The sequence below is a fragment of the Streptomyces sp. NPDC093089 genome, from assembly GCF_044754405.1.
Classification (GTDB): Bacteria; Actinomycetota; Actinomycetes; order Streptomycetales; family Streptomycetaceae; genus Streptomyces.
Genome location: NZ_JBIVPA010000004.1, coordinates 571,424 through 596,173 on the forward strand (window position 1 = coordinate 571,424; position 24,750 = coordinate 596,173).

Here is a 24,750-nt window from a genome sequence, read left to right on the forward strand (position 1 = left end):
AGTTACTCCTTCAGAGATGGCGGCGTCGGGCGGTGACGTGCCGGTCGTACTCCTCGCGGGCCTTGACCGCCGACGGGCGGGTCGACGTCTCGGCCACGGGCACATCCCACCACGCCTGGGCCGGGGGCGGGCCCGACACTGTGTCTGGCGTTTCGGTCTCGACGTAGACACATGTGGGAACCGTTGCGCGCCGTGCGTCCGCGAGGGCTTCTCGCAGGTCACGGACGGTGCGGGGGCGGAGCACCCGCATGCCGAGGGAGGCGGCGTTGGCGCCGAGGTCGATGGGGAGCGGGGCTCCGGTGAAGCCGCCGTCCGGGTCCCGGTGGCGGTAGTCGGTGCCGTAGCGCTCGGCGCCGACGGCCTCGGAGAGGCCGCCGATGGAGGCGTAGCCGTGGTTCTGCAGGACGATCAGCCGCAGGGGCAGCCGTTCCTGGACGGCGGTGACGATTTCGGTGGGGTTCATCAGGTACGTACCGTCGCCGACGAGTGCCCAGACGGGCCTTTCGGGCGCGGCGAGCAGCACGCCGAGGGCGGCGGGGATCTCGTAGCCCATGCAGGAGTAGCCGTACTCGACGTGGTACTGGTCGGGCGAGCGGGGCCGCCACAGCTTGTGGAGGTCGCCGGGGAGCGATCCGGCGGCGTTGATCAGGATGTCGCTGGCGTCGACCAGAGTGTCGAGTACGCCGAGGACCTGGGTCTGGGTGGGGCGGGCGTCCTCGTCGGCGACGGCGTAGGCGGCGTCGACGCGGGTCCGCCAGCGGAGCCGCTCCTCGGCGATCTCGTGCGCGTAGTGCGCGGTGACGTGGTGCGGTTCCAGGAGCGAGTGGAGCTGCTCCAGGCCCTCGCGGGCGTCCGCCACGAGCGGGAGCCCGGCCAGCTTGTGGGAGTCGAAGGCGGCGGTGTTGAGGTTGACGAACCGTACGTCGGGGTGGCCGAAGAGGGTGCCGGAGGCGGTGGTGAAGTCGGTCCAGCGGGTGCCGACGCCGATCACCACGTCGGCGGTGCGGGCCAGGTGGTCGGCGACGGCGGTGCCGGTGTGGCCGATGCCGCCGACGTCCTGGGGGTGGTCGTGGGGCAGCGCCCCCTTGCCGGCCTGGGTGGCGGCGACGGGGATGCCGGTCAGTGCGGCGAAGTCGTGGAGGGCCTCCTCGGCGCCGCTGTACCGGACGCCGCCGCCGGCGACGATCAGCGGGCGGGTGGCCCGACCGATCGCCTCGACCGCCGCGTCCAGTTCGGCCTCGTCCGGGGAGGCGCGGCGGACCCGCCAGACCCGTTCGGCGAAGAAGTCCTCCGGCCAGTCGTACGCCTCCGCCTGGACGTCCTGGGGCAGGGCGAGGGTCACCGCGCCGGTCTCCACGGGGTCGGTGAGGACGCGCGCGGCGGCGAGGGCGGCGGGGATCAGGGCCTCGGGGCGGACGATCCGGTCGAAGTAGCGGGAGACGGGCCGCAGGCAGTCGTTGACCGACACGTCGCCGGCGTACGGAAGCTGGAGCTGCTGGAGGACGGGGTCGGCGGGGCGGGTCGCGAAGGTGTCGCCGGGCAGCAGCAGGACCGGCAGGTGGTTGACGGTGGCGAGGGCGGCGCCGGTGACGAGGTTGGTGGCGCCGGGGCCGATGGAGGTGGTGACGGCGTGTGCGGAGAGCCGGTTCGACTGGCGGGCGTAGCCGACGGCGGCGTGCACCATGGCCTGTTCGTTGCGGCCCTGGTGGAAGGGCATGCGGTCGGCGTCCTCGACGAGGGCCTGGCCGATCCCGGCGACGTTGCCGTGTCCGAAGATGCCCCAGGTGGCGGCGATGAGCCGGCGCCGTTCGCCGTCGCGTTCGGTGTGCTGGGCGGCGAGGAAGCGGACCAGCGCCTGGGCGACGGTCAGCCGGATGCTCATGCGTATCCCTCCGTGTGGTCCGGATGGAAGCAGATCTTCCATGCCCGCTCGGGCCCGGGGCCCGCCATGACGTTGAGGTAGTAGAGCGCGTGACCCGGTTGGGCGATCGAGGGGCCGTGCCAGCCGTCGGGGACGAGGACGGCGTCGCCGTCCCGCACCTCGGCGAGGAGGTCGGCGCCGCCGGGCCGGGAGGGCGAGATCCGCTGGTAGGCGAGGGCGCCCGGGCCGTCGATCTCGTAGTAGTAGATCTCCTCCAGGACGGACTCGGCGCCGGGCCGGTGCTCGTCGTGCTTGTGCGGCGGGTAGGAGGACCAGTTGCCGCCGGGCGTGACGACCTCGACGGCGATGAGGCGGTCGCAGGCGAAGGCGTCGGCCGCGGCGAAGTTCCGCACCCGGCGCTCGCGGTCGCCGCGGCCCCGGGTCTCGACGGGAACCTCCGGCGCGGGGCCGTAGCGGGCGGGGAGTCGTCGCTCGCACTTCGCTCCTGCCAAAGCGAAGCGGCCTCCCGCGCCGGAGGCGATCTGGGCGTGGGCGTCGCGCGGTACGTAGGCGAAGTCGGTCACTCCGTCGAACACGCTCGCGCGGCCCTGGAGTTCGAGGATCTCGCCGTCGACGCGCACGCTACAGGCACCGGCGAGGGGAAGCACGACCCATTCGCGATCTCCGCTGTCGAACGCGTGCGTCTCCCCGGGCCCGAGGGTGAGCACCCGGAGGGCGGAGTACGTCCATCCGGCCCGCTCCGGGTCGATGTCGACGGTGTACGGGCCGCGGGCGGCGGTCCCGGCGGGCAGGTGGAGGGAGGGGGGTCGGTCGGGGTTCATGCGCGGATCCCTACCCCTTGTGCGCCGGAATCGTTCCCGTGCCGGCGGTGAGGGCTTCGTCGATCTCGGAGGCGTAGGGCATGGCGGAGGAGCAGGGGAGGCGGCCGGCGACGATCGCGCCGGCGGCGTTGGCGTGGCGCAGGGTCCGTTCGAGGTCCCAGCCGGCGAGCAGGCCGTGGACGAGCGCCCCGCCGAACGCGTCGCCCGCACCGAGGCCGTTGACGACCTCCACCGGCAGGGGCGGCACCTCGGCGCGGGTGCCGTCGGCGGAGAGCGCGAGGACGCCCTCGGGGCCCTGCTTGACGACGGCGAGGCGGACCGTGCCGGTGGCGAGGAGCGCGCGGGCGGCGGCTTCGGGGTCGCGTTCCCCGGTCGCCACCTCGCACTCGTCGAGGTTGCCGACGGCGACGGTCGCGTGGCGGAGCGCCTCGGCGTAGTGGGGGCGGGCCGCCGCCGGGTCCGTCCAGAACATCGGCCGCCAGTCGAGGTCGAGGACCGTCGTCCCCCCGCCGGTGCGGGCCCGCAGCGCCGCCAGGGTCGCGGTGCGGCTGGGTTCGGCGCACAGGCCGGTGCCGGTCGCCCAGAAGACCCGGGCGGCGCGGACGGCGTCGAGGTCCAGTTCGTGCGGGTGGATCTCCAGGTCGGGGGCCCGGGGCCGGCGGTAGAAGTAGAGCGGGAAGTCGTCGGGTGGGAAGAGGGCGCAGAAGGTGACGGGGGTGGGGTGGGCGTCGACCTCGGTGACCCAGCGGGCGTCCACGCCGAAGTCCGCCAGCTGCCTGCGCAGGTAGGTGCCGAAGGGGTCGGCGCCGGTGCGGGAGACCAGGGCGGTGCGGCGGCCGAGCCGGGCGGCGGCGACGGCCACGTTGGCCGGGGAGCCGCCGAGGAAGCGGCCGAAGGCGTCGACCCGGTCGAGCCCGACTCCGCTGGTCAGCGGGTACAGGTCCACGCCGAGGCGCCCCATGGTGATCAGCTCGTACGGCTCCGTCTCCACGCGCCACCTCTCGGCTCCGGCCCCGGCCCCGGCCCCGGCCCCGGCCCCGCCACCAGGTCTAGTCGTCCGTCCGGAGGACTGTCAACGATATGTCCGGACATCCGGACGACCGTCTTGACGCTCCCCCGCCCCCCGGTCAGGGTGGCAATCATGACGAAACCGGCGCCACCGTCCCGTATCCGTGTCGGCTCCGCCCCGGACTCGTGGGGGGTGTGGTTCTCCGACGATCCCCGGCAGGTGCCGTGGCAGCGCTTCCTCGACGAGGTGTCGGGCGCCGGCTACGGCTGGATCGAGCTCGGCCCGTACGGCTATCTGCCCACCGATCCCGCCGTCCTCGCGGAGGAGACCTCGCGGCGCGGCCTGCGGGTCTCGGCGGCGACGGTCTTCACGGGGCTGCACCACGGCCCGGACGTCTGGGACCGCACCTGGGCGCACGTCGCCGAGAACGCGGCCCTCGCCCAGGCGATGGGCGCCGCCCATCTGGTCGTCATCCCGTCCTTCTGGCGGGACGACCGGACGGGCGAGGTCCTGGAGGATCCGGTGCTCACCGCGGGGCAGTGGCGGGACCTGACGCGGCTGACGGAGCGTCTGGGCCGTGAGGTGCGGGAGCGGTACGGGCTGCGGATCGTGGTCCATCCGCACGCCGACACCCATCTGGACGGCGAGGAGAGCGTGACGCGCTTCCTCGACGCGACCGACCCGGAGGCCGTCGCGCTCTGCCTGGACACGGGGCACTACGCGTACGCCGGCGGGGACAGCGTCAAGCTGATCGAGACCTACGGCGAGCGGATCGGCTATCTGCACCTCAAGCAGGTCGACCCGGAGGTGCTCGCCGGGGTGGTGGCCGAGGGGGTTCCGTTCGGGCCGGCGGTGGCGCGGGGCGTGATGTGCGAGCCGCCGTCCGGGGTGCCCGCCCTCGAACCGGTGCTGGCCGCCGCGCGGGCGCTGGACGTGGACCTCTTCGCCATCGTCGAGCAGGACATGTACCCGTGCGAGCCGGACGCCCCGTATCCGATCGCCCTGCGGACCCGGCGCTTCCTCCGCTCCTGCGGGGTGTGAGGGGCGCGGGGCGGGCGACCGGGCCGGGGCGGGCGTGACCGGCGTACGGCTGGGTGGAGTCCGGCGCATACCGGTCTGACCAGGGGTGACGCACGCGGACACACCGGTGGACGCGTGTGCCGCTTCCGTCACACGGGTCTCTTCTCCGTCACGCGTGTCTCCGTTACGCGGGTTTTGCGTCACAGGCGGTCGACAGCCCCTCTCCTCCCGTCGGGAAGGCCGTTGCACGGGGCAACAGGCTGATTGATCGCTTGATCGCCGACGCCCGCCCGCAGCGCCCCCGAACGGCACCCCCTGCCGCCGCTGCGCGGCGCGCAGGGAGGTACCGGGCATGACGGACAGAAGGCTCTGGTCGTACAAGGACATCGCCGCACACATCCGGGTGCAGCCCGACACGGTCCGCTCCTACCGGAAGCACGGGCTGCTGCCGCCGCCCGACCGGGTGGAGTCGGGCAAGCCCTACTGGTACGCGGACACGATCCGCACCTGGGTCGCCGGCCGCCCCGGCAACCGGGCCCGCCGCGACTGACGGCGCCGCCCCGCGGCGGCGCGGCGCCGGTCCGGAGTCCCCGGACCGGCGCCGCGCCGTGTCACCGCCGCGCGGTCGCGGTCTCCCGCCGCTCCCCGGGCGCCCCGGGGTCCTCCGGCGCCGGGGCGGCCGCGGAGGCGTCCGACTCGCTGATGCCGAAGCGGTCGTGGAAGCGCCGCAGCGGTGCCGGGGCCCACCAGGTGAGGCGGCCGGTCAGCTTCATGACGGAGGGGACGAGGAGGCTGCGGACGACCATGGCGTCCATGAGGACGGCGAGGGCGACGCCGAGGCCGAGCATCTTGGTGTTGGTGACCCGGGAGGTGCCGATGGCGACCATGACGACGGCGAGGATCACGGCGGCGGCGGTGATCAGTCCGCCGGTGTGGCTCAGGCCGAAGCGGACCGAGTGCTCGTGGTCACCGGTGGCGTCGTACTCCTCCTTGATGCGGGAGAGCAGGAACACGCCGTAGTCCATGGAGAGCCCGAAGGCCACGCAGAACATGAGGACGGGCAGGGTCGTCTCGATGTCGCCGGTGGAGGTGAAGCCGAGGAGTCCGGCGAGGTGGCCCTCCTGGAAGACCCAGACGACCGCGCCGAACATCGCGGTGAGGCTGAGGGCGTTGAGGACGACGGCCTGGACGGGGATGACGACGCTGCCGGTGAGCAGGAAGACGAGGAGCAGGGTGACGAGGACGACGATCGCCGCGGCCCAGGGCAGCCGCTCGGCGAGGGCGTCCTTGGAGTCGACGAGGACGGCGGACTGGCCGGTGACGGAGGTGTCGAAGGGGGCGGGGACGGCGCGGAGTTCGCCCACGACCCGCTGGGCCTCGGCGCCGACGGTCTCGCCCTCGGGCACGACGGTGAAGTAGGCGTGTCCGGGGCCGCCGCTGCCGGCGGTCACGGGGCCGTCGGCCCGGTCGACGCCGTCGAGGGCGGCGATCCGCTCGCGGTAGGCCGCGTACTGCGCGGGGGTGGCGGAGCCCTCGGCGAGGACGGTGATCCCGCCGCCGGGGTTGCCGGGGAAGCCGTCCCGCAGCTGGTCCTGGACGACCCGGGAGGAGGCGGTGACGGGGAGCTGGCGGTCGTCGGCGGTGCCGAACTTCACGCCGAGGAAGGGCAGTCCGAGGAGGACGAGCCCGGCGGTGGTGAGGACGGCGAAGACCGGTGCCCGGCGCATGACGAGGCCGGCGGCCCGCGCCCAGCCCGCGCCGGGGCCGGCCTCGGATCCGGCGCCGTCCGGCCGGCCGCGGCGGCGGCGGAGGAGGCGCCGCAGGTCGAGCGCGTTGACCCGGTCGCCGAGCAGCACGAGGGCCGCCGGGAGCAGGGTGAGCGCGGCGGCCGCGGCGAGGAGGACGACCGCGATGCCGGCGTACGCGAAGGAGCGCAGGAAGTACTGCGGGAAGACCAGCATCGCGGAGAGCGAGACGGCGACGGTGAGGGCGGAGAAGAGCACGGTGCGGCCCGCGGTGCGCAGGGTGGTGCGGACGGCGGTGTGCGTGTCGGCGCCTGCCGCGAGCTCCTCGCGGTAGCGGCGGACGACGAACAGCGCGTAGTCGATGGCGAGTCCGAGGCCGAGCGCGGTCGTCAGGTTCTGCGCGAAGACGGAGACGTCGGTGAACTCGGTGATGCCGCGCAGGACCGCGTTGGTGCCGAGGATGGCGACGATGCCGACGCCGAGCGGCAGCAGGGCGGCGACCGCGCTGCCGAAGACCATGACGAGCAGGACGAGGGTGAGGGGCAGGGCGATGAGCTCGGCCCGGAGCAGGTCCTCCTGGATGACGGTCTGCATCTCGTGGCGGACGGCGAGGCCGCCGCCGAGGGAGACCTCGACGGGACCGTGGGCGCCCCGGTACTCGGGGGCGATCCGGTCGAGTACGGCGGCGGCGTCCTTCTCCTCGCCGGCGATGCGGGCGGCGATGACCGCCTGGCGGCCGTCCTCGGAGCGGAGGGCGGGCGAGCCGGTGGACCAGTAGGAGCCGACGCCGTCGACGCCGGGCTCGGCGTCGAGCCGCTCGGCGAGCTTCCGGGCCTCGGCGGCGACGGCGGGCGCGTCCACGGCCGCGGTGCCACCGGCGCCCGCCGCCCCGGCCCCCGCGTCGACGAGGAGGAGCAGGTTCGGCTGGGAGCCGGGGAACTCCCGCTCCAGCGCCTTCGTCGCGTACGTCGACTCGGCCGACGGGTCCTCCCAGCCGCCGCTTCCCATGCGGTCGGCGACCCCGCCGCCGGCCAGGACGGCGAGGGCGGTGAGGAGGAGCGCCACGAGGAGGGTGAGGCGGGGCCTGGCGGTCGCGAACCGCGTCCACCCCCCGCCCGGAGACCCCGTCCGACCTGGTGCTCCGGCCTCGCCGGACGCTGATTTCTTGACTTCGGCCATGACGCGGTGTCCCCTTCACCTGACCCCTGCGCTCGCTTCCCGGCAGGTCGCATGGGTCGCCCATTGCCATAGACTGGCAAACACGAGTGATCACTCGCATTTTCCAAGAATGCGAGTGACCTCTCGTGTTTGTCAAACGTGTCGAGGAGAGCTGGGGACAGTCGTGTCCGAAGAGGTGCCCGAGGAACCGAAGCCGCGCCGCCGCCAGGCCCGCGGGGAACGCCGCATCGCACAGCTGCTCTCCGCCGCCGCGAACGTGTTCTGCGCGAACGGGTACACGGCGACCAGCACCAACGCGATCGCCCGCGAGGCACACGTCTCGCCCGGCACGCTCTACCAGTACTTCCCGAACAAGGAGGCCATCGCGATCGAGCTCGGCGGGCGCCTCCTGCACGAGATGCGGGCGGCCCACGGGCAGGCGTTCACCCCGGAGAACCTCTCCCTGCCGCTGCCCGAGCTGCTCGACGTCGTGGTCGACCCGATGATCGCGTTCAACTGCGAGAACCCGGTCTTCCTCGCCCTGATGCACGGCTCCGAGGTGCCCGGCCGGATCGCCGAGGAGCACGACGAGCTGCACGCCTCGCTGCTCACCAGCGTCCAGGGGGTGATCGCCCACTACGCCCCCGCGCTGTCCGCGGGCGAGCGCTCCCGCATCGCCGACATGACGTTCGCGATCTTCAAGGGCGGCCTGGGGCTCGTGCTCGCCGCGCCCGAGGGGGCCGAGCGGGAGGCGACGATCGCCGAGCTGAAGACGGTCCTGTTGCGCTACCTGGCCCCGCTGGCCCCCGCCGCCGTCACCACGACTCCGCCCCGCTGATCGACTCGGCGGGCGGCGTCCGCTCCCCCGCCCGCGCCCGCAGCCTCAGGGCGAGCAGCGGGAAGACGAGGACGGAGAGCATGCCGGCGCCGACGAGCGCGGCCGCCTCACCCGCCGTCATCGCCTTGCCGTCCACGCCGATCGTGGTGATGGCGACGACGAGCGGCAGGGCGGTGGAGCCGTAGAGCACGAGCCCGCCCCGGTCCACGCGGTCGAGGTCGCGCGGCGCGAGGAACCAGATCGGCCCGCCGCGCACGGCGAGGAAGAGCAGCAGGAAGACCGGCAGCAGGAGCAGGGTCCTGCCCCCGTCGAGGAGCGACGCGAGGTCGAACTCGATCCCGGTGACGACGAAGAACACCGGGACGAGGAAGCCGAAGCCGACGCCCTCGATCTTCTCCAGGATCTCCGGACCCGAGTCCGGCGCGGCCCCGGTCAGCACGAGCCGGGTGATGAGCCCGGCGGCGAAGGCGCCGAGGAGGACGTCGAGCCCGAGCGCCGTCGACGCCCCGAGCATCAGGGCGATCAGCAGAAAGACGAACCGGACCGCGAACTGGCCGCTGCTGTGCAGGGTCTTGGCGATGACCTTCGAGAACCACGGCGGGCGGGGCCGCATCGCCCAGAGGACGGCGCCGGCGGTGAGCGCGGCGAAGACGGCGAGGAGCACGGTCGACTCGGCGGCGCCCCGTCCGCTGAGCAGCAGCGCCATGGCGATGATGGGGCCGAACTCGCCGACGGCCCCGAAGGCCATGACGACCGAGCCGAACCGCCCGCGGAGTGCGCCGGAGTCCCGCAGCACGGGCAGGACGGTGCCGAGCGCGGTGCTGGTGAGGGCGACGCCGATGAAGACGCCCTTGGTGTAGCCGCCGCCGAGCAGGACGCCGGTGGCGAGCCCGAGGGCGAGGGCGGCGACCCAGGCCCACACGGAGCGCCTGAGGGTGTCGCCGCGGACCTTGCCGAACTCGATCTCGTACCCCGCGAGGAAGATCAGCATGGTGAGGCCGAGCTGCGAGAGCCCGTCGATGAGCGCGTCGGTGCGGGCCCAGCCCAGGACGTCGGGGCCGATCACGATGCCGAGCAGGATCTCGAAGACGACGAGGGGTACGGGGAGCCACCGCCCCACTCCGTAGGCGAGCAGCGGTGCCAGGACGGCGATCGTCATGATCAGGATGAGCGTGGTCCCCGAATGCGACATATCGGGTGTTTACCATAAGCTCCCGTCAGGCACCCGGCCGGCGGAGGGACTTGGAGGTCCGGCCGCGCACGAGCGTCCACCCCCAGCAGGAGCACCTGTCCACCCTGCTCCCGGCGGGCGGGCTCGCCCCGGTGACACTGATGGGGTCGGCGCGGCGGAGAACGCCCGCGCGGCGCGGGTCCGGGTCGGAGCCGGAGTCGGAATCGAGTGGAATTCATACCCCCTAGGGGTATAGTCTCGGTAGCGTAAGACCCTGATCCCCCAGGAGGAGAGCACCATGTCCGCAGAGACGAAGACCGAACTCACCACCGTCTACCAGGTCAAGGGCATGACCTGCGGCCACTGCGAAGGCGCGGTCTCCAGCGAGATCTCCGAGATCCCCGGCGTCTCCTCCGTCACCGCCGTCGCCAAGACCGGCGAGGTCACCGTCGTCTCCGACACCGCCCTCGACCGCGAGGCCGTCGCCGCCGCCGTGGACGAGGCCGGCTACGAGCTGGTCTGACCGCCGCCGGACGAGGCGGCACCGCAGGGTCGTACCGTTGCCTGGTACGGCCCTGCTCCCGTTTGGAACCGCCATGCCCACGACCACCGTCACCGAGCTGACGATCGGCGGGATGACCTGCGCCTCCTGCGCCGCCCGGATCGAGAAGAAGCTCAACCGGATGGACGGCGTCACCGCCACCGTCAACTACGCCACCGAGAAGGCGCACGTCGAGCACGCGCCGGACATCGGCGTCGACGCGCTGATCGCGACCGTCGTGAAGACCGGCTACACCGCCGAGGAACCCCTCCCGCCGGTGGAGGAGCAGGACGAGCCGCAGGACCCCGAGCTCGCCTCCCTCCGGCAGCGGCTCACCGTCTCCGCGCTCCTCTCCGCGCCCGTGGTCCTGCTCGCCATGGTCCCCTCGCTCCAGTTCGACAACTGGCAGTGGCTGTCGCTCACCCTCGCCTCCCCCGTCGTCGTCTGGGGCGGACTGCCCTTCCACCGGGCCGCCTGGACCAACCTCCGGCACGGCGCCGCCACCATGGACACCCTCGTCTCCGTCGGCACCCTCGCCGCCTACGGCTGGTCGCTCTGGGCGCTCTTCCTCGGCGACGCCGGCATGCCCGGCATGCGCCACGACTTCGACCTCACCGCCGACCGCGCCCACGCCTCCTCCGCGATCTACCTGGAGGTCGCCGCCGGCGTCGTCACCTTCATCCTGCTCGGCCGGTACCTTGAGGCCCGCGCCAAACGGAAGGCCGGCGCGGCGCTGCGGGCCCTCATGGACCTCGGCGCCAAGGACGTGGCCGTGCTGCGCGCCGGCGCCGAGGCCCGGATCCCGGTCGCGGAACTGCGGACCGGCGACCTCTTCGTCGTACGCCCCGGGGAGAAGATCGCCACCGACGGCACCGTCACCGAGGGCGCGTCCGCCGTCGACGCCTCCCTCCTCACCGGCGAGTCGCTGCCGCTCGACGTCACCGAGGGCTCCGCGGTGACCGGCGGCTGCGTCAACGTCTCGGGCCGGCTCGTCGTCCGGGCCACCGAGGTCGGCGCCGGCACCCGGCTCGCCCGGATGGCGAAGCTCGTCGAGGACGCCCAGAACGGCAAGGCCGAGGTGCAGCGGCTCGCCGACCGGATCTCCGCCGTCTTCGTCCCCGTCGTGCTCCTCGTCGCGCTCGGCACCCTCGTCACCTGGCTGCTGCTCACGGACGACCCGACCGCCTCGTTCACCGCGGCCGTCGCCGTCCTGATCATCGCCTGCCCCTGCGCCCTCGGCCTCGCCACCCCGACCGCCCTCATGGTCGGCACCGGCCGCGGCGCCCAGCTCGGCATCCTCATCAAGGGCCCCGAAGTCCTGGAATCCACCCGCAAGGTCGACACGATCGTCCTCGACAAGACCGGCACCGTCACCACCGGCCGCATGCGGCTGACCGGCGTCCACGTGCACGGCGGGCGGTACGGCACCGACTCCGCCGACGAGACGGAGCTGCTGCGGCTCGCGGGCGCCCTGGAGCACTCCTCCGAGCACCCGGTCGCCCGCGCCGTCGCGGCCGGCGCCGCCGAGCGCTGCGGCACGCTCCCCACCCCGAAGACCTTCGAGAACGTGCCCGGCCTCGGCGTCCGCGGCTCCGTCGACGGCCGGCTGGTCCTCGTCGGGCGCGCCGCCCTGCTCGCGGCCGAGGGCGTCGAGGCGCCCGCGGCGACGGAGCCCGGCGCCGTCCACGTCGCCTGGGACGGGGTCGCCCGGGGCACCCTGACCGTCGCCGACACCGTCAAGGACACCAGCGCCGAGGCGGTCGCCCGGCTGCGCGGCCTCGGCCTGCGCCCGGTACTGCTCACCGGGGACCACCGGGCGGTCGCGGAGGCAGTGGCGGCCGAGGTGGGCATCGACGAGGTGATCGCCGAGGTACTGCCCGAGGAGAAGGCCGAGGTCGTACGGCGGCTCCAGGCGGAGGGCCGGACCGTCGCGATGGTGGGCGACGGGGTCAACGACGCCGCCGCGCTCGCCACCGCCGACCTCGGCCTGGCGATGGGGACGGGCACGGACGCGGCCATCGAGGCGAGCGACCTGACCCTGGTCCGGGGCGACCTGCGGGTCGCCGCCGACGCCATCCGGCTCTCCCGGCGGACCCTCGCGACGATCAAGGGCAACCTCGGCTGGGCCTTCGGCTACAACCTCGCCGCGCTCCCCCTCGCGGCCGCCGGACTCCTCAACCCGATGATCGCCGGCCTCGCCATGGCCCTTTCGTCCGTGTTCGTCGTATCCAACAGCCTTCGTCTCCGTCACTTCACGTGATTTCACCTACACGTGACGCACAGGACCTTCACAAAGAGATCTAGATCACAGATATTGGGGGGTAACCATCTGGGCTGTTCGCGAGTCTAAGTGGGCGATGCCGAGAACGTCTTGGGGGACGTTCATGGAATGTCTTGGGGGACGTTCCAGGCAAGCGTTGGCCGGGGCACGTGCACCGGGGAGCTTTGAGCGGCCCTCCCGTACGTACCCCGGCAGACCGCATCGCGCCGACCCGCGTAGCTTCTGCTGACACCCGCAGACGCCCGGCCCGGATCCCGTGGGGGGAATCCGCACCGGGAAAAGGGAAGCGCCCCGCCCGTCGACCCGTGGGGGGATCGACGGCGGGGCGCCTCTCGCTTTTCTGACCCTCGTCGGGTGAGGTCAGCGGGCCTCGACCGGGACGAAGTCGCGGAGGACCTCGCCGGTGTAGATCTGGCGCGGACGGCCGATGCGGGAGCCGGGCTCCTTGATCATCTCGTGCCACTGGGCGATCCAGCCCGGGAGGCGGCCGAGGGCGAAGAGGACCGTGAACATCTCGGTCGGGAAGCCCATGGCGCGGTAGATGAGACCCGTGTAGAAGTCCACGTTCGGGTAGAGGTTGCGCGAGACGAAGTACTCGTCGGAGAGCGCGTGCTCCTCCAGCTTGAGCGCGATGTCGAGCAGCTCGTCGGACTTGCCGAGGGCCGAGAGGACATCGTGCGCCGCCGCCTTGATGATCTTGGCGCGCGGGTCGAAGGACTTGTACACCCGGTGGCCGAAGCCCATCAGGCGGACGCCGTCCTCCTTGTTCTTCACCTTGCGGATGAAGGAGTCGACGTCGCCGCCGTTGGCCTTGATGCCCTCGAGCATCTCCAGGACCGACTGGTTGGCGCCGCCGTGCAGCGGGCCCCACAGCGCCGAGATGCCGGCGGAGATCGAGGCGAACATGTTCGCCTGCGAGGAGCCGACCAGGCGCACGGTGGAGGTCGAGCAGTTCTGCTCGTGGTCCGCGTGCAGGATCAGCAGCTTGTCGAGCGCGTTGACGACGACCGGGTCGAGGTCGTACTCCTGCGCCGGGACCGAGAAGGTCATGCGCAGGAAGTTCTCGACGTAGCCGAGGTCGTTGCGCGGGTAGACGAAGGGGTGGCCGATCGACTTCTTGTACGCGTACGCCGCGATCGTCGGCAGCTTGGCGAGCAGCCGGATCGTCGAGAGGTGGCGCTGCTCCTCGTCGAACGGGTTGTGGCTGTCCTGGTAGAAGGTCGACAGCGCGGAGACCACCGAGGACAGCATCGCCATCGGGTGGGCGTCCCGCGGGAAGCCGCGGAAGAAGTTCTTGACGTCCTCGTGGACCAGCGTGTGCTGCGTGATCTCGTTCTTGAAGGTCGCCAGCTCGTCGACCTTGGGCAGCTCGCCGTTGATCAGCAGGTACGCCACCTCAAGGAAGGTGGAGCGCTCCGCCAGCTGCTCGATGGGGTAGCCGCGGTACCGGAGGATGCCCTGCTCACCGTCGAGGTAGGTGATCGCGGATTTATAGGCGGCGGTGTTGCCGTATCCGCTGTCCAGGGTGACAAGCCCGGTCTGGGCTCGGAGTTTCCCGATGTCGAAGCCCTTGTCGCCGACGGTGCTCTCGACCACCGGGTAGGTGTATTCACCGTCCGCGTACCGCAGTACTACAGAGTTGTCGCTCACGTCATCCCTCACCGACGTAGTGCCTCTTCTTCGAGGTGCCCTGACTGTCTCTACCATCCCCCATTTGGCTCAGGAGAGTGCACTCGGGGTCGCTCATTGGGCCATTCGGCGGCACTCAGTGCCGCCAACCTTCATATCCTGCCCCCTTCGCCCCGGTTGCGATAGCCCCTCGTGATCTTTCACACGAGGGGGTCCCCTGTGAGCCGGTGGGCCAGTGCGGTAAAGCGCCTGCCCGCGGAGACCGTACGCACCGCCTGGGCGATCGCCCGGCGGGAGCCGACCAGCACGACCAGCTTCCGGGCCCGGGTCACGGCCGTGTAGAGCAGGTTCCGCTGGAGCATCATCCACGCGCTCATGGTGACCGGGATCACCACCGCCGGATACTCGCTGCCCTGCGAGCGGTGGATGGTGACCGCGTACGCGTGGGCGAGTTCGTCCAACTCGTCGAAGTCGTACGGCACCTCCTCGTCCTCGTCGGTCCGCACGGTCAGCCGCTGCTCGACGGCGTCCAGCTCCGTGACGACGCCGACCGTGCCGTTGAAGACGCCGTTGGCCCCCTTCTCGTAGTTGTTCCGGATCTGGGTGACCTTGTCGCCCACCCGGAAGACCCGGCCGCCGAACCGCTTCTCCGGCAGGTCGGGGCGGGCCGGGGTGATCGCCTGCTGGAGCAGCCCGTTGAGCGAGCCCGCGCCGGCCGGGCCCCGGTGCATGGGGGCGAGGACCTGGACGTCCCGGCGCGGGTCGAGGCCGAACTTCGCCGGGATCCGGCGGGCGGCGACGTCCACGGCCACCCGGGCGGCGTCCTCGGTCTCCTCCTCGACGAAGAGGAAGAAGTCCGGCAGACCCTGGGTGAGCGGCGGGGTCCCCGCGTTGATCCGGTGCGCGTTGGTGACCACGCCGGACTGCTGGGCCTGCCGGAAGATCCGGGTCAGCCGGACCGCCGGTACGGGGCTGCCGGGGGCGAGCAGGTCGCCGAGGACCTCGCCCGCGCCGACCGAGGGGAGCTGGTCGACGTCCCCCACGAGCAGCAGGTGGGCGCCCGGCGCCACCGCCTTGACCAGCTTGTTCGCCAGGAGCAGGTCGAGCATCGAGGCCTCGTCGACGACGACCAGGTCCGCGTCGAGCGGCCGGTCCCGGTCGTAGGCCGCGTCCCCGCCGGGCTTCAGCTCCAGGAGCCGGTGGACGGTCGAGGCCTCGGCGCCGGTCAGCTCGGCGAGCCGCTTGGCGGCCCGGCCGGTGGGCGCGGCGAGCACCACCTTGGCCTTCTTGACCCGGGCCAGCTCCACGATCGAGCGGACCGTGAAGGACTTGCCGCAGCCGGGGCCGCCCGTCAGGACCGCGACCTTCCGGGTCAGCGCGAGCCGCACCGCCTCCTCCTGCTCGGGTGCGAGCGAGGCCCCCGTCCGGTCGGCGAGCCAGGCGAGCGCCTTGTCCCAGGCCACGTCCCGGAAGGCCGGCATCCGGTCCTCCTCCGTACGCAGGAGCCGCCGCAGCTGCCCCGCGAGCGACAGCTCGGCCCGGTGGAACGGCACCAGGAACACGGCGGTGACCGGCGTCCCCTCGGGGCCGGGCACCCGCTCCCGCACGACCCCCTCGGGGTCCTCCGCGAGCTCGGCGAGGCACTCGATGACGAGGCCCGTGTCGACCTGGAGGAGCTTCACCGCGTCGGCGATCAGCCGCTCCTCGGGCAGGAAGCAGTGCCCCTGGTCGGTCGACTGCGACAGGGCGTACTGCAGGCCGGCCTTCACCCGGTCCGGGCTGTCGTGCGGGATGCCGACGGACTGGGCGATCTTGTCGGCGGTGAGGAAGCCGATGCCCCAGACGTCCGCGGCGAGCCGGTACGGCTGGTTCCGCACGACCGAGATCGAGGCGTCCCCGTACTTCTTGTAGATGCGCACCGCGATGGAGGTGGAGACGCCGACCCCCTGGAGGAAGACCATCACCTCCTTGATCGCCTTCTGCTCCTCCCAGGCGGCCATGATCTTCTTCGTCCTCTTGGGGCCGAGCCCCGGGACCTCGATCAGCCGCGCGGGGGCCTCTTCGAGGACGTCGAGGGTGTCGAGGCCGAAGTGCGTCGTGATCCGATCGGCGAAGACCGGGCCGATGCCCTTGACCAGCCCCGAGCCCAGGTACCGCCGGATGCCCTGGATCGTGGCGGGAAGCAGCGTCGTGTAGTTGTCGACGGTGAACTGCTTCCCGTACTGCGGATGCGACCCCCACCGTCCCTCCATCCGCAGCGACTCCCCCGGCTGGGCGCCGAGCAGCGCCCCGACGACCGTCAGCAGGTCCCCCGCCCCCCGCCCGGTGTCGACCCGGGCGACCGTGTACCCGCTCTCCTCGTTGGCGTAGGTGATCCGCTCCAGGACCCCTTCGACCACCGCCGGTCCGCGACCCTCGTTCGACATACACCGACCGTAGCGAAGGCCTCGGACAGTGCGGGTGCCGCCTGCGGAATCGGTCAGCGCCGCTGCCTCACCCGTCGCGCTCCCCGGCTCTCCGCAACCCGCTTCACGTCCCTCAACGACTCGGTCAGCCGACTCGCCAGGTGGTGCAGCTCGCCGCTGGTCGCGCGACGGTCCGCGAGGAGTTCCTCGGCATGACCGAGAAGGCCCTCGGCCATGCCGAGCCGGATGGCCTCGATGTCGTCGGCGAGCCGTGAGACCGGCCCCACCCCGTCGCCCACCAGATAGCAGGGGCGGCCGTCCTCCCCCGTCCACGGCAGCAGCCGCCCGGCGCTCACGTCGTCACCCCGACGGGGATCGCCGGCAGCGCGTGGACATCCGTCCCCGGCCCGACGATCCGCAGCGCACGCCGGGCGACCGTCCGCCGCTCGTGGGCGAGCAGGTACGGACGCACCAACAGGCTGTCCTCCCCGCGCGACGGACGGCTTCCGATGTGGTGCGCGGTCGGACCTCCGACGTACACGCAGGAGTACGGATACGCGGAGTCAGGCAGGACCGGCCGGGAACGGCCACCCCACCGCCGGAAGGGACGGAGGAACCCGGCGAGAACCTCCGTCAACCGTGCGAGGCGAGAGGACATGGAGACCCGCTTTCGTCGCTCTGGGTGTCGAATCCCTCACAGCCTGGGGTCATCGCTGGCTACGCCGCCAGGGGGGAAGCCTTGACAGCGCATCCGTCAGGTTCGGGAGTCGGACACATGGAGAAGCACCGAAAGCCGCGTACACCGCGCCAGAAGTTCGGGGAGGAGCTGAGACTGCGCCGGAAGGCTCTGGGGCTCACCCAGAAGGCCCTCGGTGATCTGGTGCTGTGCTCGCCCACCTTGATCAGCCACTTCGAAGCAGGGCGGTGATTACCCGACGCCCAAGACGCACAGCGGATCGACCAAGCGCTGGCCACTGGCGTGTACTTCGCTCGCTGGCAGGAAGAGCTCAGGACCAGATTCCTCCCTGGGTTCGCGATTGCGGCCGAGCTGGAACAACAGGCACGGGAACTCAAGTTGTTCGCGCTCTCTCTGGTGCCTGGTCCGCTCCAGACGAAGAGCTACGCGCGAGCCGTGTTCCGCGCCTACCTGCCCAACCACACGGCCGAGGAACTTGACAGAGAAGTCGTCATTCGAACAGAGCGCGCGCAGGTGCTGACCGGGCCGACGAACCCGGTCGTCTGGACGCTCCTCGACGAAGCCGTGCTCCGGCGCGGAGTCGGCGGACCGCAGGTCATGGCCGAACAACTCCACAGGATTGCCGACATGGCCGAAGGTGGCCGGCTCCGACTGCACGTGCTGCCCTTCGGAACCGGTGCCCACGCCCTCCAGCAAGGCCTGCTGACACTCATGAGCTTCGGAGAGTCCGCACCGGTGGCCTACTCCGAAGGCTTCCACACCGGGTGGCTGACCACCGATCCGGACGCCGTGAGATACAGCCAGACCGCCTTCGATCTCGCGCTGAGTGACGCGCTGACGCACGCGGAATCAATCTCGCTCGTCAGAGCGGCGGCGAAGAAGCACGCACATGGTCAACAGTGAGCAGCCCGCCGTCTCCCACTCGTCCACCCGCACCGGACGATAGAAGTCCAGCTACAGCAGCCGTCAAGGTGACTTCCTTGAGATCGCCCCCCCCGGCCCCGTCGTCGTCTTCTCCGCCGACGGCTGGTCGGCCTCGTCGCCGCCGTCAAGGACGGCAGCCTCTCCTCCTGACCTTCCCGTACCGGCCCGGAAGGCCGGGAGAGGTGGGACGGTGTCCCGCTCCGGGCTCAGCCGCCCGGGTCCCACTCGTCCTGGATCTTGGTGTTGTGGTGCTCCACGGGCCGGTCCGTTCCCAGCCGTGCCCAGATCAGGAACGCGCCCGTTCCCAGCCCGCTCAGCCCGACCGGGATCAGTACCGCGATCAGCCACTCCGGCACGCCCGCCACCCACCTGCCCGTCAGGACGAGTGTCCCGGGCTGGGCAGTTCCCCGGCGGCGGTCTCGGCATGCCGACGGAAGGGGCAGGTCGTAGCGTTTCCGTCATTACTGACTCTTCGTTCCAGGACGAGGTCCTGACCGAACTCGGCGACGACCGGCTCCAGGAGATCGCCGGGCTCGTCGGCACGGACGCCGCCGGGGCCCGGGAGCTCGTGGGCGGTTCGGTCGCGGAGCTCTCCGGCGAACTGCGCCAGGCCGCGTCCGAGCCGCGCAGCGCGGACGAGGTCCGCGCCGCCGTCGACGAGGTGACCTCGCCCGAGCCGCCCCTTCAGGGCGTCGCCACCCTCGGCGGCCTGGTGAGTGGCGGACTGATGGCCGGCGTCCTGGCGAAACTGGCGAAGCCCGCCGCGAACGCCGTCGCGAAGCGCACCGGCATTCCGGCCGCCACGGCGAACCGCGCGGTCGAGATGCTGATCCCGGTCGTCCTGACCGCCCTCACCAAGCGCGCCGCCACGAAGAAGGGAGGCGGCCTCGGCGACCTGCTGGGCGGCGGCACGAGCGCGTACGTCCACCTCGGCACCGATCCGGCGGCGCAGCGACGCTGGGAAGCGGAGATCGAGACCGGCGCCATCGGCATGTGCGAGGCCACCCGGGCGGAGATCCTGTTCAGCGCCACCAGTGCTGACGACCGCGACGAGATCGACGAGGACCTCTCCGCCATGTTCGCGGCCGTCCGCGTTCCGAAGGACGCGTGGCGATGGGTGGAATCCGCCCAGTACAAGCTGACGCAGAAGGGTCAGCACAAGGCCGCGGGAGTGGTGGACCTCCTGCTGTGCGCCACGGCCGTCCATCACGGCCTGACCCTCCTGCACAGGGACAACGACTTCGCCACGGTCGCCCGCGTCCTCAAGGAAGTCGAGCAGCAGGACGTACGGCACCTGGGCGGGTGACCCGGTCGCCCGCCCAGGGTCAGACGGCCAGGAACGCCTCCAGCGTCTCCTCCAGGACCTCGGCGCCGTCCCTCGCCCAGAGGTCGTCGTTGAAGAGTTCCACCTCGACCGGGCCCGTGTAGCCGGTCTTGTCCAGCAGGTCGGCCCAGGCCCGGAGGTCGATCGCGCCCGTGCCCAGCTGGCCCCGGCCGTTGAGGACGCCGGCCGGGAGCGGGGTGGTCCAGTCGGCGAGCTGGAAGGAGTGGATGCGGCCCGCCGCGCCCGCGCGTTCCACGGCCGCCGGGGCCCGGTCGTCCCACCACAGGTGGTACGTGTCGACGGTGACGCCGACCTGCGAGGCGGGGAAGTGCTCCGCGATCTCCAGGGCCTGGTCGAGGGTGGAGACCGCGCACCGGTCGGAGGCGTACATCGGGTGGAGGGGCTCGATGGCGAGGCGGACGCCGCGCTCCCCCGCGTACGGGGCGAGTTCGCGGATCGCCTCGGTGATGCGGGCCCGGGCCGAGGGGAGGTCGGGGCAGGTCGGGGTGAGGCCGCCGGAGACCAGGACGAGGGTGTCGGTGCCGAGCGTCACCGCCTCGTCGATCGCCGCGCGGTTCTCCGCCTCCCAGCCGCCGGTGGTGAAGAAGCCGCCCCGGCAGAGGGTGGTGACGGCGAGTCCGGCGTCCCGGACGAGCGCGGCGGCCGCCTCGACCCCGTACGCCTGCACGGGTTCGCGCCACAGGCCCACGCCCGGGACGCCGAGCCGGACGCATTCCCGCACGAGGTCGGGGAGGGCCAGCTGCTTCACCGTCATCTGGTTGATCGAGAAGCGGTCGGGGTTCACTGCGGGACTCCGTACACGGTGAGGAGCGAGCGCATCCGGGACTCCGCGCGGGCCGGGTCCGGGAACAGGCCGAGGCCGTCGGCGAGTTCGTAGGCGCGGGCGAGGTGCGGGAGGGAGCGGGCGGACTGGAGGCCGCCGACCATCGCGAAGTGGTCCTGGTGGCCGGCCAGCCAGGCGAGGAACACCACGCCCGTCTTGTAGAAGCGGGTGGGGGTCTCGAAGAGGTGCCGGGAGAGGGCGACGGTGGGGTCGAGGATCTTGCGGAAGCCGTCGACGTCACCGGTGTCCAGCGTCCTGACCGCCTCGGCCGCCAGCGGGCCCAGGGGGTCGAAGATGCCCAGCAGCGCGTGGCTGAAGCCCTGTTCGTCCCCGGCGATCAGCTCCGGGTAGTGGAAGTCGTCGCCCGTGTAGCAGCGGACGCCCTCGGGGAGGCGGCGGCGCAGGGCGACCTCGCGCCCGGCGTCGAGGAGGGAGACCTTGATGCCGTCGACCTTGTCGGGGTGGGCGGCGATCACTTCGAGGAAGGTCTCGGTGGCGGCGTCGAGGTCCGCCGAGCCCCAGTACCCCTCCAGGGCGGGGTCGAACATCGGGCCCAGCCAGTGCAGGACCACCGGTTCGCTCGCCTGGCGGAGGAGGTGGCCGTAGACGTCGAGGTAGTCGTCCCGGTCCTCGGCCGCGGCGGCGAGCGCGCGGGAGGCCATCAGGATCGCCTGGGAGCCGGTCTCCTCGACGAGCGCGAGCTGCTCCTCGTACGCCTCGCGGACCGCCACCAGGTCGGCGGGGCCGGTGAGTTGGTCGGTGCCGACGCCGCAGGCGATCCGGCCGCCGACGGCCTTCGCCTCGGCGGCCGAGCGGCGGATCAGCTCGGCCGCCCCGGCCCAGTCGAGGCCCATCCCGCGCTGCGCGGTGTCCATGGCCTCGGCGACCCCGAGGCCGTGGGACCAGAGGTGGCGGCGGAAGGCGAGGGTGGCGTCCCAGTCGACGGCGGCGGGGCCGTCGGGGGTGGTGTCGGCGTACGGGTCGGCGACGACGTGCGCGGCGGAGAAGACCGTGCGGGAGGTCAGCGGGCCCGCCCCGGAGGGCGCGAGCGGCTCGGTGCGGGGGGTGTACGCGCGCGTGGCGCCGCCGGGCGCGGGCAGGCGGATCGTCACAGCGACACCTCCGGGACCTCCAGGCGGCGGCCCTCGGCGGCGGACCGCAGGCCCAGTTCGGCGAGCTGGACGCCGCGGGCGCCGGCGAGCAGGTCCCAGTGGTACGGCTCGTCGAGCGCGACGTGCCGCAGGAACAGCTCCCACTGGGCCTTGAAGCCGTTGTCGAACTCGGCGTTGTCGGGGACCTCCTGCCACTGGTCGCGGAAGGACTCGGTGACGGGGATGTCGGGGTTCCAGACCGGCTTGGGGGTGGCCGAGCGGTGCTGGACCCGGCAGCCGCGCAGGCCGGCGACGGCGGAGCCGTGGGTGCCGTCGACCTGGAACTCGACGAGTTCGTCGCGGTGGACGCGGACCGTCCAGGAGGAGTTGATCTGGGCGATCGCGCCGCCCTCCAGTTGGAAGATGCCGTACGCGGCGTCGTCGGCGGTGGCGGCGTACGGCTTGCCCTGCTCGTCCCAGCGCTGCGGGACGTGCGTGGCGACGTGCGCGGTGACGCTCGTGACCCGGCCGAAGAGTTCGTGGAGCACGTACTCCCAGTGCGGGAACATGTCGACGACGATGCCGCCGCCGTCCTCGGCGCGGTAGTTCCAGCTGGGGCGCTGGGCGTCCTGCCAGTCGCCCTCGAAGACCCAGTAGCCGAACTCGCCTCGCACGGACAGGATCTCGCCGAAGAAGCCGCCGTCGATGAGCCGCTTGAGCTTGAGCAGGCCGGGGAGGAACAGCTTGTCCTGGACGACGCCGTGCTTGATGCCCTTCGCCTCGGCGCGCCGGGCGAGTTCGAGGGCGCCGGCGAGGTCGGCGGCGGTGGGCTTCTCGGTGTAGACGTGCTTTCCGGCGTCGATGGCCTTGGTGAGGGCGTCGACGCGGGCGGAGGTGACCTGGGCGTCGAAGTAGACGTCGACGGTGTCGTCGGCGAGCACGGCGTCGAGGTCGGTCGACCACTCGGTGAGGCCGTGGCGCTCGGCGAGGGCGCGGAGGGCGTGCTCGCGGCGGCCGACGAGGACCGGCTCGGGCCAGAGCGTCTCGCCGTTGCCGAGGTCGAGGCCGCCCTGTTCGCGCAGGGCGAGGATCGAGCGGACGAGGTGCTGGCGGTGGCCCATGCGTCCGGTGACGCCGTTCATGGCGATGCGGACTGTCCTGCGTGTCACGAGAGGTTCCTCTCCCCGGTGCTCCGCGCCCTCGGAAGAAAGCGCTTTCTATCGAGGATGACGCTAGCCTGCCGACATCACCGTCGACAAGGGCCCCGGAGGTACGCACACGATGACCGTCACCCTGGCGGACGTGGCAGCCCGCGCCCGGGTCTCCCCCGCGACCGTCTCCCGCGTCCTCAACGGCAACTACCCGGTCGCCGCCTCCACCCGCGAACGGGTCCTCCGCGCGGTCGACGAGCTGGACTACGTCCTCAACGGCCCCGCGAGCTCCCTCGCCGCCGCCACGTCCGACCTGGTCGGAGTGCTGGTCAACGACATCGCCGACCCCTTCTTCGGGATCATGGCGAGCGCGGCGCAGAGCGCCATCGGGGAGAGCGCGACGGGCCGGGCCGGAGGGCAGAAGCTCGCCGTCGTCTGCAACACCGGCGGCGCCCCCGAACGCGAACTCACCTACCTCACCCTGCTCCAGCGGCAGCGGGCCGCCGCCGTGATCCTCATGGGCGGCTCCCTGGAGGACCCGGAGCACCTCGCCGCGACGGCGGGCAAACTGGCCAAACTCGCGGAGGCGGGGACCCGGGTCGTGCTGTGCGGGCGCCCGCCGGTGCCGGGCGACGCGAACACGGCGGCGCTCGTCTTCGAGAACCGCACCGGCGCGCGGCTCCTGACCGAGCACCTGCTCGCCCTCGGCCACCGGCGCATCGGCTACGTGGCCGGGCCCGCCGACCGCACGACCACCCGGCACCGCCTCGAAGGCCACCGCGAGGCCCTTGCCGCGGCGGGCGTCCCCGAGGGCCCGACCGTCCACGGCCCGTACGACCGCCGCTCCGGCCACGAGGCGACCGCCGAACTCCTCGCCCGAGAACCGGCGCTGACGGCGGTCGTCGCCGCCAACGACACGGTGGCGCTCGGCGTCTGCGCGGCCTTGCGGGAGCGGGGCCTGTCCATCCCGGACGACGTCTCGGTGGCGGGCTTCGACGACCTGCCCTTCTCCATCGACGTCGTCCCCGCCCTCACCACCGTCCGCCTCCCCCTCCACGACGCCGGCGCCCGCGCGGGCCGCCTGGCGATGGGCGCGGAGGAGCCCCCGACGGACGGCCCGGTGCCGGTCCCGGGCGAGCTGGTGGTCCGGGGGTCGACGGCCCGACCGCGGGGGTAGCGGACGGCCGTCGTGGTGACGAGCGCCGCTTGGAGGATCGCATGACGATACGGACGAGGAGCGCATCCCCTTCGGCGAGGACCCGGTGCTCCCCCCTCCGAGGCCGGGAGACCGTCGTCAAGACCGACGGGTTCCCCCGCGCCGAGGGCTGAGGGTCGGGGCTACTTCTCCGGCTTCAGGCCCGTCGCCGTGAGGACCGCCTCGACGGTCTCCTCGACGGTCTGGTCCGCGTTGTCGATCCAGACGCCCTCGTCGGAGAGTTCGGCGCGCATGGCCTCGTCCAGGAAGGCCCAGTTCGTGGTGAGCTTCTTGTGGCGGGCGTTGTTGCGCTCCCAGGCCTTGTCGGGGCCGGGGGCGAGGACCACCACGTGGAGCGGCACCGCCTTGACGTGGGCGCGGTAGAAGTCCAGGTGGGAGCGGCGTACGACCACGTCGTCGAGGACCGGCAGGAAGCCCGCGGAGGCGAAGCTGTCCGCGAGCAGGGAGCCGTTGCGGGCCCGCAGCAGGATCTGCCGGTCCGCCTCGGGATCGCCGTCCGGGCTCGGCCAGTGGCAGCCCTGGACGATCAGCTCCTGCAGGTCGTCGACCTCGATGTGCGCGGAGCGGGCGAAGCGGGCCGCGAGGGCCGCCGCGACGGTGCTCTTCCCGCTTCCCGGGATGCCGACGAGCAGGACGGCGCCGGGGGCGGGTTCGGAGCTGTCGACGGTGACGTTCTCGAAGGTCATACGGGGCGGGGCCTTTCCGTGGGGCGCGGTCACACCGGCGTGACACGGTAGCCCGGCCCCCCGGGGGTGTCGATCATGTTTTCGGCACGCGGGGCCCCGGCCCCCGAGCGTCAGCTCCCCGCCCGCCTGCCCCCCACCTGCCTGCCTGCCTGCCGCCCGCCCGTCGACCATCGGCCGGCCGACCGCCGCCTCCCCGACCGCCCGCTCCCCGCCCGCCTGCCCCACGACCGCCGACGCGCCGACCGCCCGCCATGTGGCGGACCGGTGCGGCGCGGCGCCCGGCGATCCGGGAGGCGGTCCGTACGCTCCAGGAACTC

At 72.4% G+C, this 24,750-nt stretch carries 21 protein-coding genes and 2 pseudogenes; 9 read left to right on the forward strand and 14 right to left on the reverse strand.

Annotated elements, in window-relative coordinates; genetic code table 11:
• Positions 1–10: 10 nt before the first annotated feature.
• The 3 genes from iolD to iolC are packed head-to-tail and all read right to left on the reverse strand — an operon-like array spanning position 11 to position 3,664.
• Positions 11–1,882: a 3D-(3,5/4)-trihydroxycyclohexane-1,2-dione acylhydrolase (decyclizing) gene (gene iolD / locus ACIQFX_RS12525; protein WP_402461467.1), complete on the reverse strand. Its 1,872-nt coding sequence runs from the start codon at positions 1,880–1,882 to the stop codon at positions 11–13.
• On the reverse strand, positions 1,879–2,703 hold the full coding sequence (gene iolB / locus ACIQFX_RS12530; RefSeq protein ID WP_402461468.1) for a 5-deoxy-glucuronate isomerase: 825 nt from the start codon (positions 2,701–2,703) through the stop codon (positions 1,879–1,881). Before iolB ends, iolD begins: the two co-directional genes overlap by 4 nt.
• A 10-nt stretch (positions 2,704–2,713) precedes the next feature.
• Entirely contained in the window at positions 2,714–3,664 is a 951-nt protein-coding gene (iolC, locus tag ACIQFX_RS12535) for a 5-dehydro-2-deoxygluconokinase (RefSeq protein ID WP_402461599.1), read from the reverse strand.
• A gap of 180 nt (positions 3,665–3,844) precedes the next feature.
• Here iolC and ACIQFX_RS12540 point away from each other — a divergent pair, with 180 nt between their 5' ends.
• Entirely contained in the window at positions 3,845–4,753 is a 909-nt protein-coding gene (locus tag ACIQFX_RS12540; RefSeq protein ID WP_402461470.1) for a sugar phosphate isomerase/epimerase family protein, read from the forward strand.
• A gap of 331 nt (positions 4,754–5,084) precedes the next feature.
• Positions 5,085–5,282, forward strand: coding sequence for a helix-turn-helix transcriptional regulator (locus ACIQFX_RS12545; protein ID WP_402461471.1), 198 nt, complete (start codon positions 5,085–5,087; stop codon positions 5,280–5,282).
• 61 nt (positions 5,283–5,343) lie between these two features.
• Here the strand turns inward: ACIQFX_RS12545 and ACIQFX_RS12550 are convergent, their stop codons facing one another.
• Positions 5,344–7,656: an MMPL family transporter gene (locus ACIQFX_RS12550; protein ID WP_402461472.1), complete on the reverse strand. Its 2,313-nt coding sequence runs from the start codon at positions 7,654–7,656 to the stop codon at positions 5,344–5,346.
• Between the two features lie 163 nt (positions 7,657–7,819).
• Here ACIQFX_RS12550 and ACIQFX_RS12555 point away from each other — a divergent pair, with 163 nt between their 5' ends.
• Entirely contained in the window at positions 7,820–8,473 is a 654-nt protein-coding gene (locus ACIQFX_RS12555; RefSeq protein ID WP_402461474.1) for a TetR/AcrR family transcriptional regulator, read from the forward strand.
• On the opposite strand, the gene ACIQFX_RS12560 is transcribed toward ACIQFX_RS12555, so the two are convergent.
• Positions 8,451–9,665, reverse strand: coding sequence for a cation:proton antiporter (locus tag ACIQFX_RS12560; protein WP_402461476.1), 1,215 nt, complete (start codon positions 9,663–9,665; stop codon positions 8,451–8,453). The genes ACIQFX_RS12555 and ACIQFX_RS12560 overlap by 23 nt on opposite strands.
• Positions 9,666–9,942: 277 nt before the next feature.
• Here ACIQFX_RS12560 and ACIQFX_RS12565 point away from each other — a divergent pair, with 277 nt between their 5' ends.
• Both ACIQFX_RS12565 and ACIQFX_RS12570 read left to right on the forward strand, forming a co-directional pair.
• The gene (locus ACIQFX_RS12565; RefSeq protein WP_402461478.1) at positions 9,943–10,167 is read left to right on the forward strand and encodes a heavy-metal-associated domain-containing protein; all 225 of its coding nucleotides are present in this window, start codon (positions 9,943–9,945) and stop codon (positions 10,165–10,167) included.
• A gap of 73 nt (positions 10,168–10,240) precedes the next feature.
• Positions 10,241–12,445: a heavy metal translocating P-type ATPase gene (locus ACIQFX_RS12570; protein WP_402461479.1), complete on the forward strand. Its 2,205-nt coding sequence runs from the start codon at positions 10,241–10,243 to the stop codon at positions 12,443–12,445.
• 381 nt (positions 12,446–12,826) lie between these two features.
• Here ACIQFX_RS12570 and ACIQFX_RS12575 read toward each other — a convergent pair whose 3' ends face one another.
• The 4 genes from ACIQFX_RS12575 to ACIQFX_RS12590 all read right to left on the reverse strand — a co-directional run bounded on the left by ACIQFX_RS12575 (position 12,827) and on the right by ACIQFX_RS12590 (position 16,975).
• Positions 12,827–14,116 (reverse strand): citrate synthase, encoded by a 1,290-nt coding sequence (locus tag ACIQFX_RS12575; RefSeq protein ID WP_026057844.1) that lies wholly within the window; start codon positions 14,114–14,116, stop codon positions 12,827–12,829.
• Positions 14,117–14,295: 179 nt separating this feature from the next.
• Positions 14,296–16,521, reverse strand: a complete 2,226-nt coding sequence (locus ACIQFX_RS12580) for an ATP-dependent RecD-like DNA helicase (protein WP_402461481.1) — start codon at positions 16,519–16,521, stop codon at positions 14,296–14,298.
• 53 nt (positions 16,522–16,574) lie between these two features.
• Positions 16,575–16,856 carry a hypothetical protein gene (locus ACIQFX_RS12585; protein WP_402461483.1) on the reverse strand — a complete coding sequence of 94 codons (282 nt, stop codon included), beginning with the start codon at positions 16,854–16,856 and terminating at the stop codon, positions 16,575–16,577.
• Positions 16,853–16,975 (reverse strand): hypothetical protein, encoded by a 123-nt coding sequence (locus ACIQFX_RS12590; RefSeq protein ID WP_402461484.1) that lies wholly within the window; start codon positions 16,973–16,975, stop codon positions 16,853–16,855. Before ACIQFX_RS12590 ends, ACIQFX_RS12585 begins: the two co-directional genes overlap by 4 nt.
• A 300-nt stretch (positions 16,976–17,275) precedes the next feature.
• Here ACIQFX_RS12590 and ACIQFX_RS12595 point away from each other — a divergent pair.
• A pseudogene (locus ACIQFX_RS12595) lies at positions 17,276–18,100 on the forward strand (Scr1 family TA system antitoxin-like transcriptional regulator).
• A gap of 227 nt (positions 18,101–18,327) precedes the next feature.
• Here ACIQFX_RS12595 and ACIQFX_RS12600 read toward each other — a convergent pair.
• The gene (locus tag ACIQFX_RS12600; RefSeq protein ID WP_402461486.1) at positions 18,328–18,477 is read right to left on the reverse strand and encodes a hypothetical protein; all 150 of its coding nucleotides are present in this window, start codon (positions 18,475–18,477) and stop codon (positions 18,328–18,330) included.
• Between the two features lie 371 nt (positions 18,478–18,848).
• Between ACIQFX_RS12600 and ACIQFX_RS12605 the strand changes: the two are divergent.
• Positions 18,849–18,989, forward strand: a pseudogene (locus tag ACIQFX_RS12605) (hypothetical protein); the annotation flags it as partial.
• A gap of 27 nt (positions 18,990–19,016) precedes the next feature.
• Complete coding sequence (locus ACIQFX_RS12610; protein WP_402461602.1) at positions 19,017–19,427, forward strand: PIN domain nuclease; 411 nt, start codon at positions 19,017–19,019, stop codon at positions 19,425–19,427.
• A gap of 19 nt (positions 19,428–19,446) precedes the next feature.
• On the opposite strand, the gene ACIQFX_RS12615 is transcribed toward ACIQFX_RS12610, so the two are convergent.
• The 3 genes from ACIQFX_RS12615 to ACIQFX_RS12625 are packed head-to-tail and all read right to left on the reverse strand — an operon-like array spanning position 19,447 to position 22,549.
• Positions 19,447–20,250, reverse strand: coding sequence for a sugar phosphate isomerase/epimerase family protein (locus tag ACIQFX_RS12615; protein ID WP_402461488.1), 804 nt, complete (start codon positions 20,248–20,250; stop codon positions 19,447–19,449).
• Positions 20,247–21,401: a dihydrodipicolinate synthase family protein gene (locus tag ACIQFX_RS12620; protein ID WP_402461490.1), complete on the reverse strand. Its 1,155-nt coding sequence runs from the start codon at positions 21,399–21,401 to the stop codon at positions 20,247–20,249. Before ACIQFX_RS12620 ends, ACIQFX_RS12615 begins: the two co-directional genes overlap by 4 nt.
• Positions 21,398–22,549: a Gfo/Idh/MocA family protein gene (locus ACIQFX_RS12625; protein ID WP_402461492.1), complete on the reverse strand. Its 1,152-nt coding sequence runs from the start codon at positions 22,547–22,549 to the stop codon at positions 21,398–21,400. Before ACIQFX_RS12625 ends, ACIQFX_RS12620 begins: the two co-directional genes overlap by 4 nt.
• A 112-nt stretch (positions 22,550–22,661) precedes the next feature.
• Between ACIQFX_RS12625 and ACIQFX_RS12630 the strand changes: the two genes are divergently transcribed.
• The gene (locus ACIQFX_RS12630) at positions 22,662–23,708 is read left to right on the forward strand and encodes a LacI family DNA-binding transcriptional regulator (protein ID WP_402461493.1); all 1,047 of its coding nucleotides are present in this window, start codon (positions 22,662–22,664) and stop codon (positions 23,706–23,708) included.
• Between the two features lie 161 nt (positions 23,709–23,869).
• Here ACIQFX_RS12630 and ACIQFX_RS12635 read toward each other — a convergent pair whose 3' ends face one another.
• A complete protein-coding gene (locus ACIQFX_RS12635; RefSeq protein ID WP_402461495.1) occupies positions 23,870–24,433 on the reverse strand; it encodes an AAA family ATPase in 564 nt (187 codons plus the stop codon).
• Between the last annotated feature and the right edge of the window lie 317 nt (positions 24,434–24,750).

Bases quoted from the DNA above. Each gene is read 5' to 3' on its own strand.
- iolD (WP_402461467.1), bottom strand. From the start codon at position 1,882: ATGAGCATCCGGCTGACCGTCGCCCAGGCGCTGGTCCGCTTCCTCGCC.
- iolB (WP_402461468.1), bottom strand. From the start codon at position 2,703: ATGAACCCCGACCGACCCCCCTCCCTCCACCTGCCCGCCGGGACCGCC.
- iolC (WP_402461599.1), bottom strand. From the start codon at position 3,664: ATGGGGCGCCTCGGCGTGGACCTGTACCCGCTGACCAGCGGAGTCGGG.
- ACIQFX_RS12540 (WP_402461470.1), top strand. From the start codon at position 3,845: ATGACGAAACCGGCGCCACCGTCCCGTATCCGTGTCGGCTCCGCCCCG.
- ACIQFX_RS12545 (WP_402461471.1), top strand. From the start codon at position 5,085: ATGACGGACAGAAGGCTCTGGTCGTACAAGGACATCGCCGCACACATC.
- ACIQFX_RS12550 (WP_402461472.1), bottom strand. From the start codon at position 7,656: ATGGCCGAAGTCAAGAAATCAGCGTCCGGCGAGGCCGGAGCACCAGGT.
- ACIQFX_RS12560 (WP_402461476.1), bottom strand. From the start codon at position 9,665: ATGTCGCATTCGGGGACCACGCTCATCCTGATCATGACGATCGCCGTC.
- ACIQFX_RS12565 (WP_402461478.1), top strand. From the start codon at position 9,943: ATGTCCGCAGAGACGAAGACCGAACTCACCACCGTCTACCAGGTCAAG.
- ACIQFX_RS12570 (WP_402461479.1), top strand. From the start codon at position 10,241: ATGCCCACGACCACCGTCACCGAGCTGACGATCGGCGGGATGACCTGC.
- ACIQFX_RS12580 (WP_402461481.1), bottom strand. From the start codon at position 16,521: ATGTCGAACGAGGGTCGCGGACCGGCGGTGGTCGAAGGGGTCCTGGAG.
- ACIQFX_RS12630 (WP_402461493.1), top strand. From the start codon at position 22,662: ATGACCGTCACCCTGGCGGACGTGGCAGCCCGCGCCCGGGTCTCCCCC.
- ACIQFX_RS12635 (WP_402461495.1), bottom strand. From the start codon at position 24,433: ATGACCTTCGAGAACGTCACCGTCGACAGCTCCGAACCCGCCCCCGGC.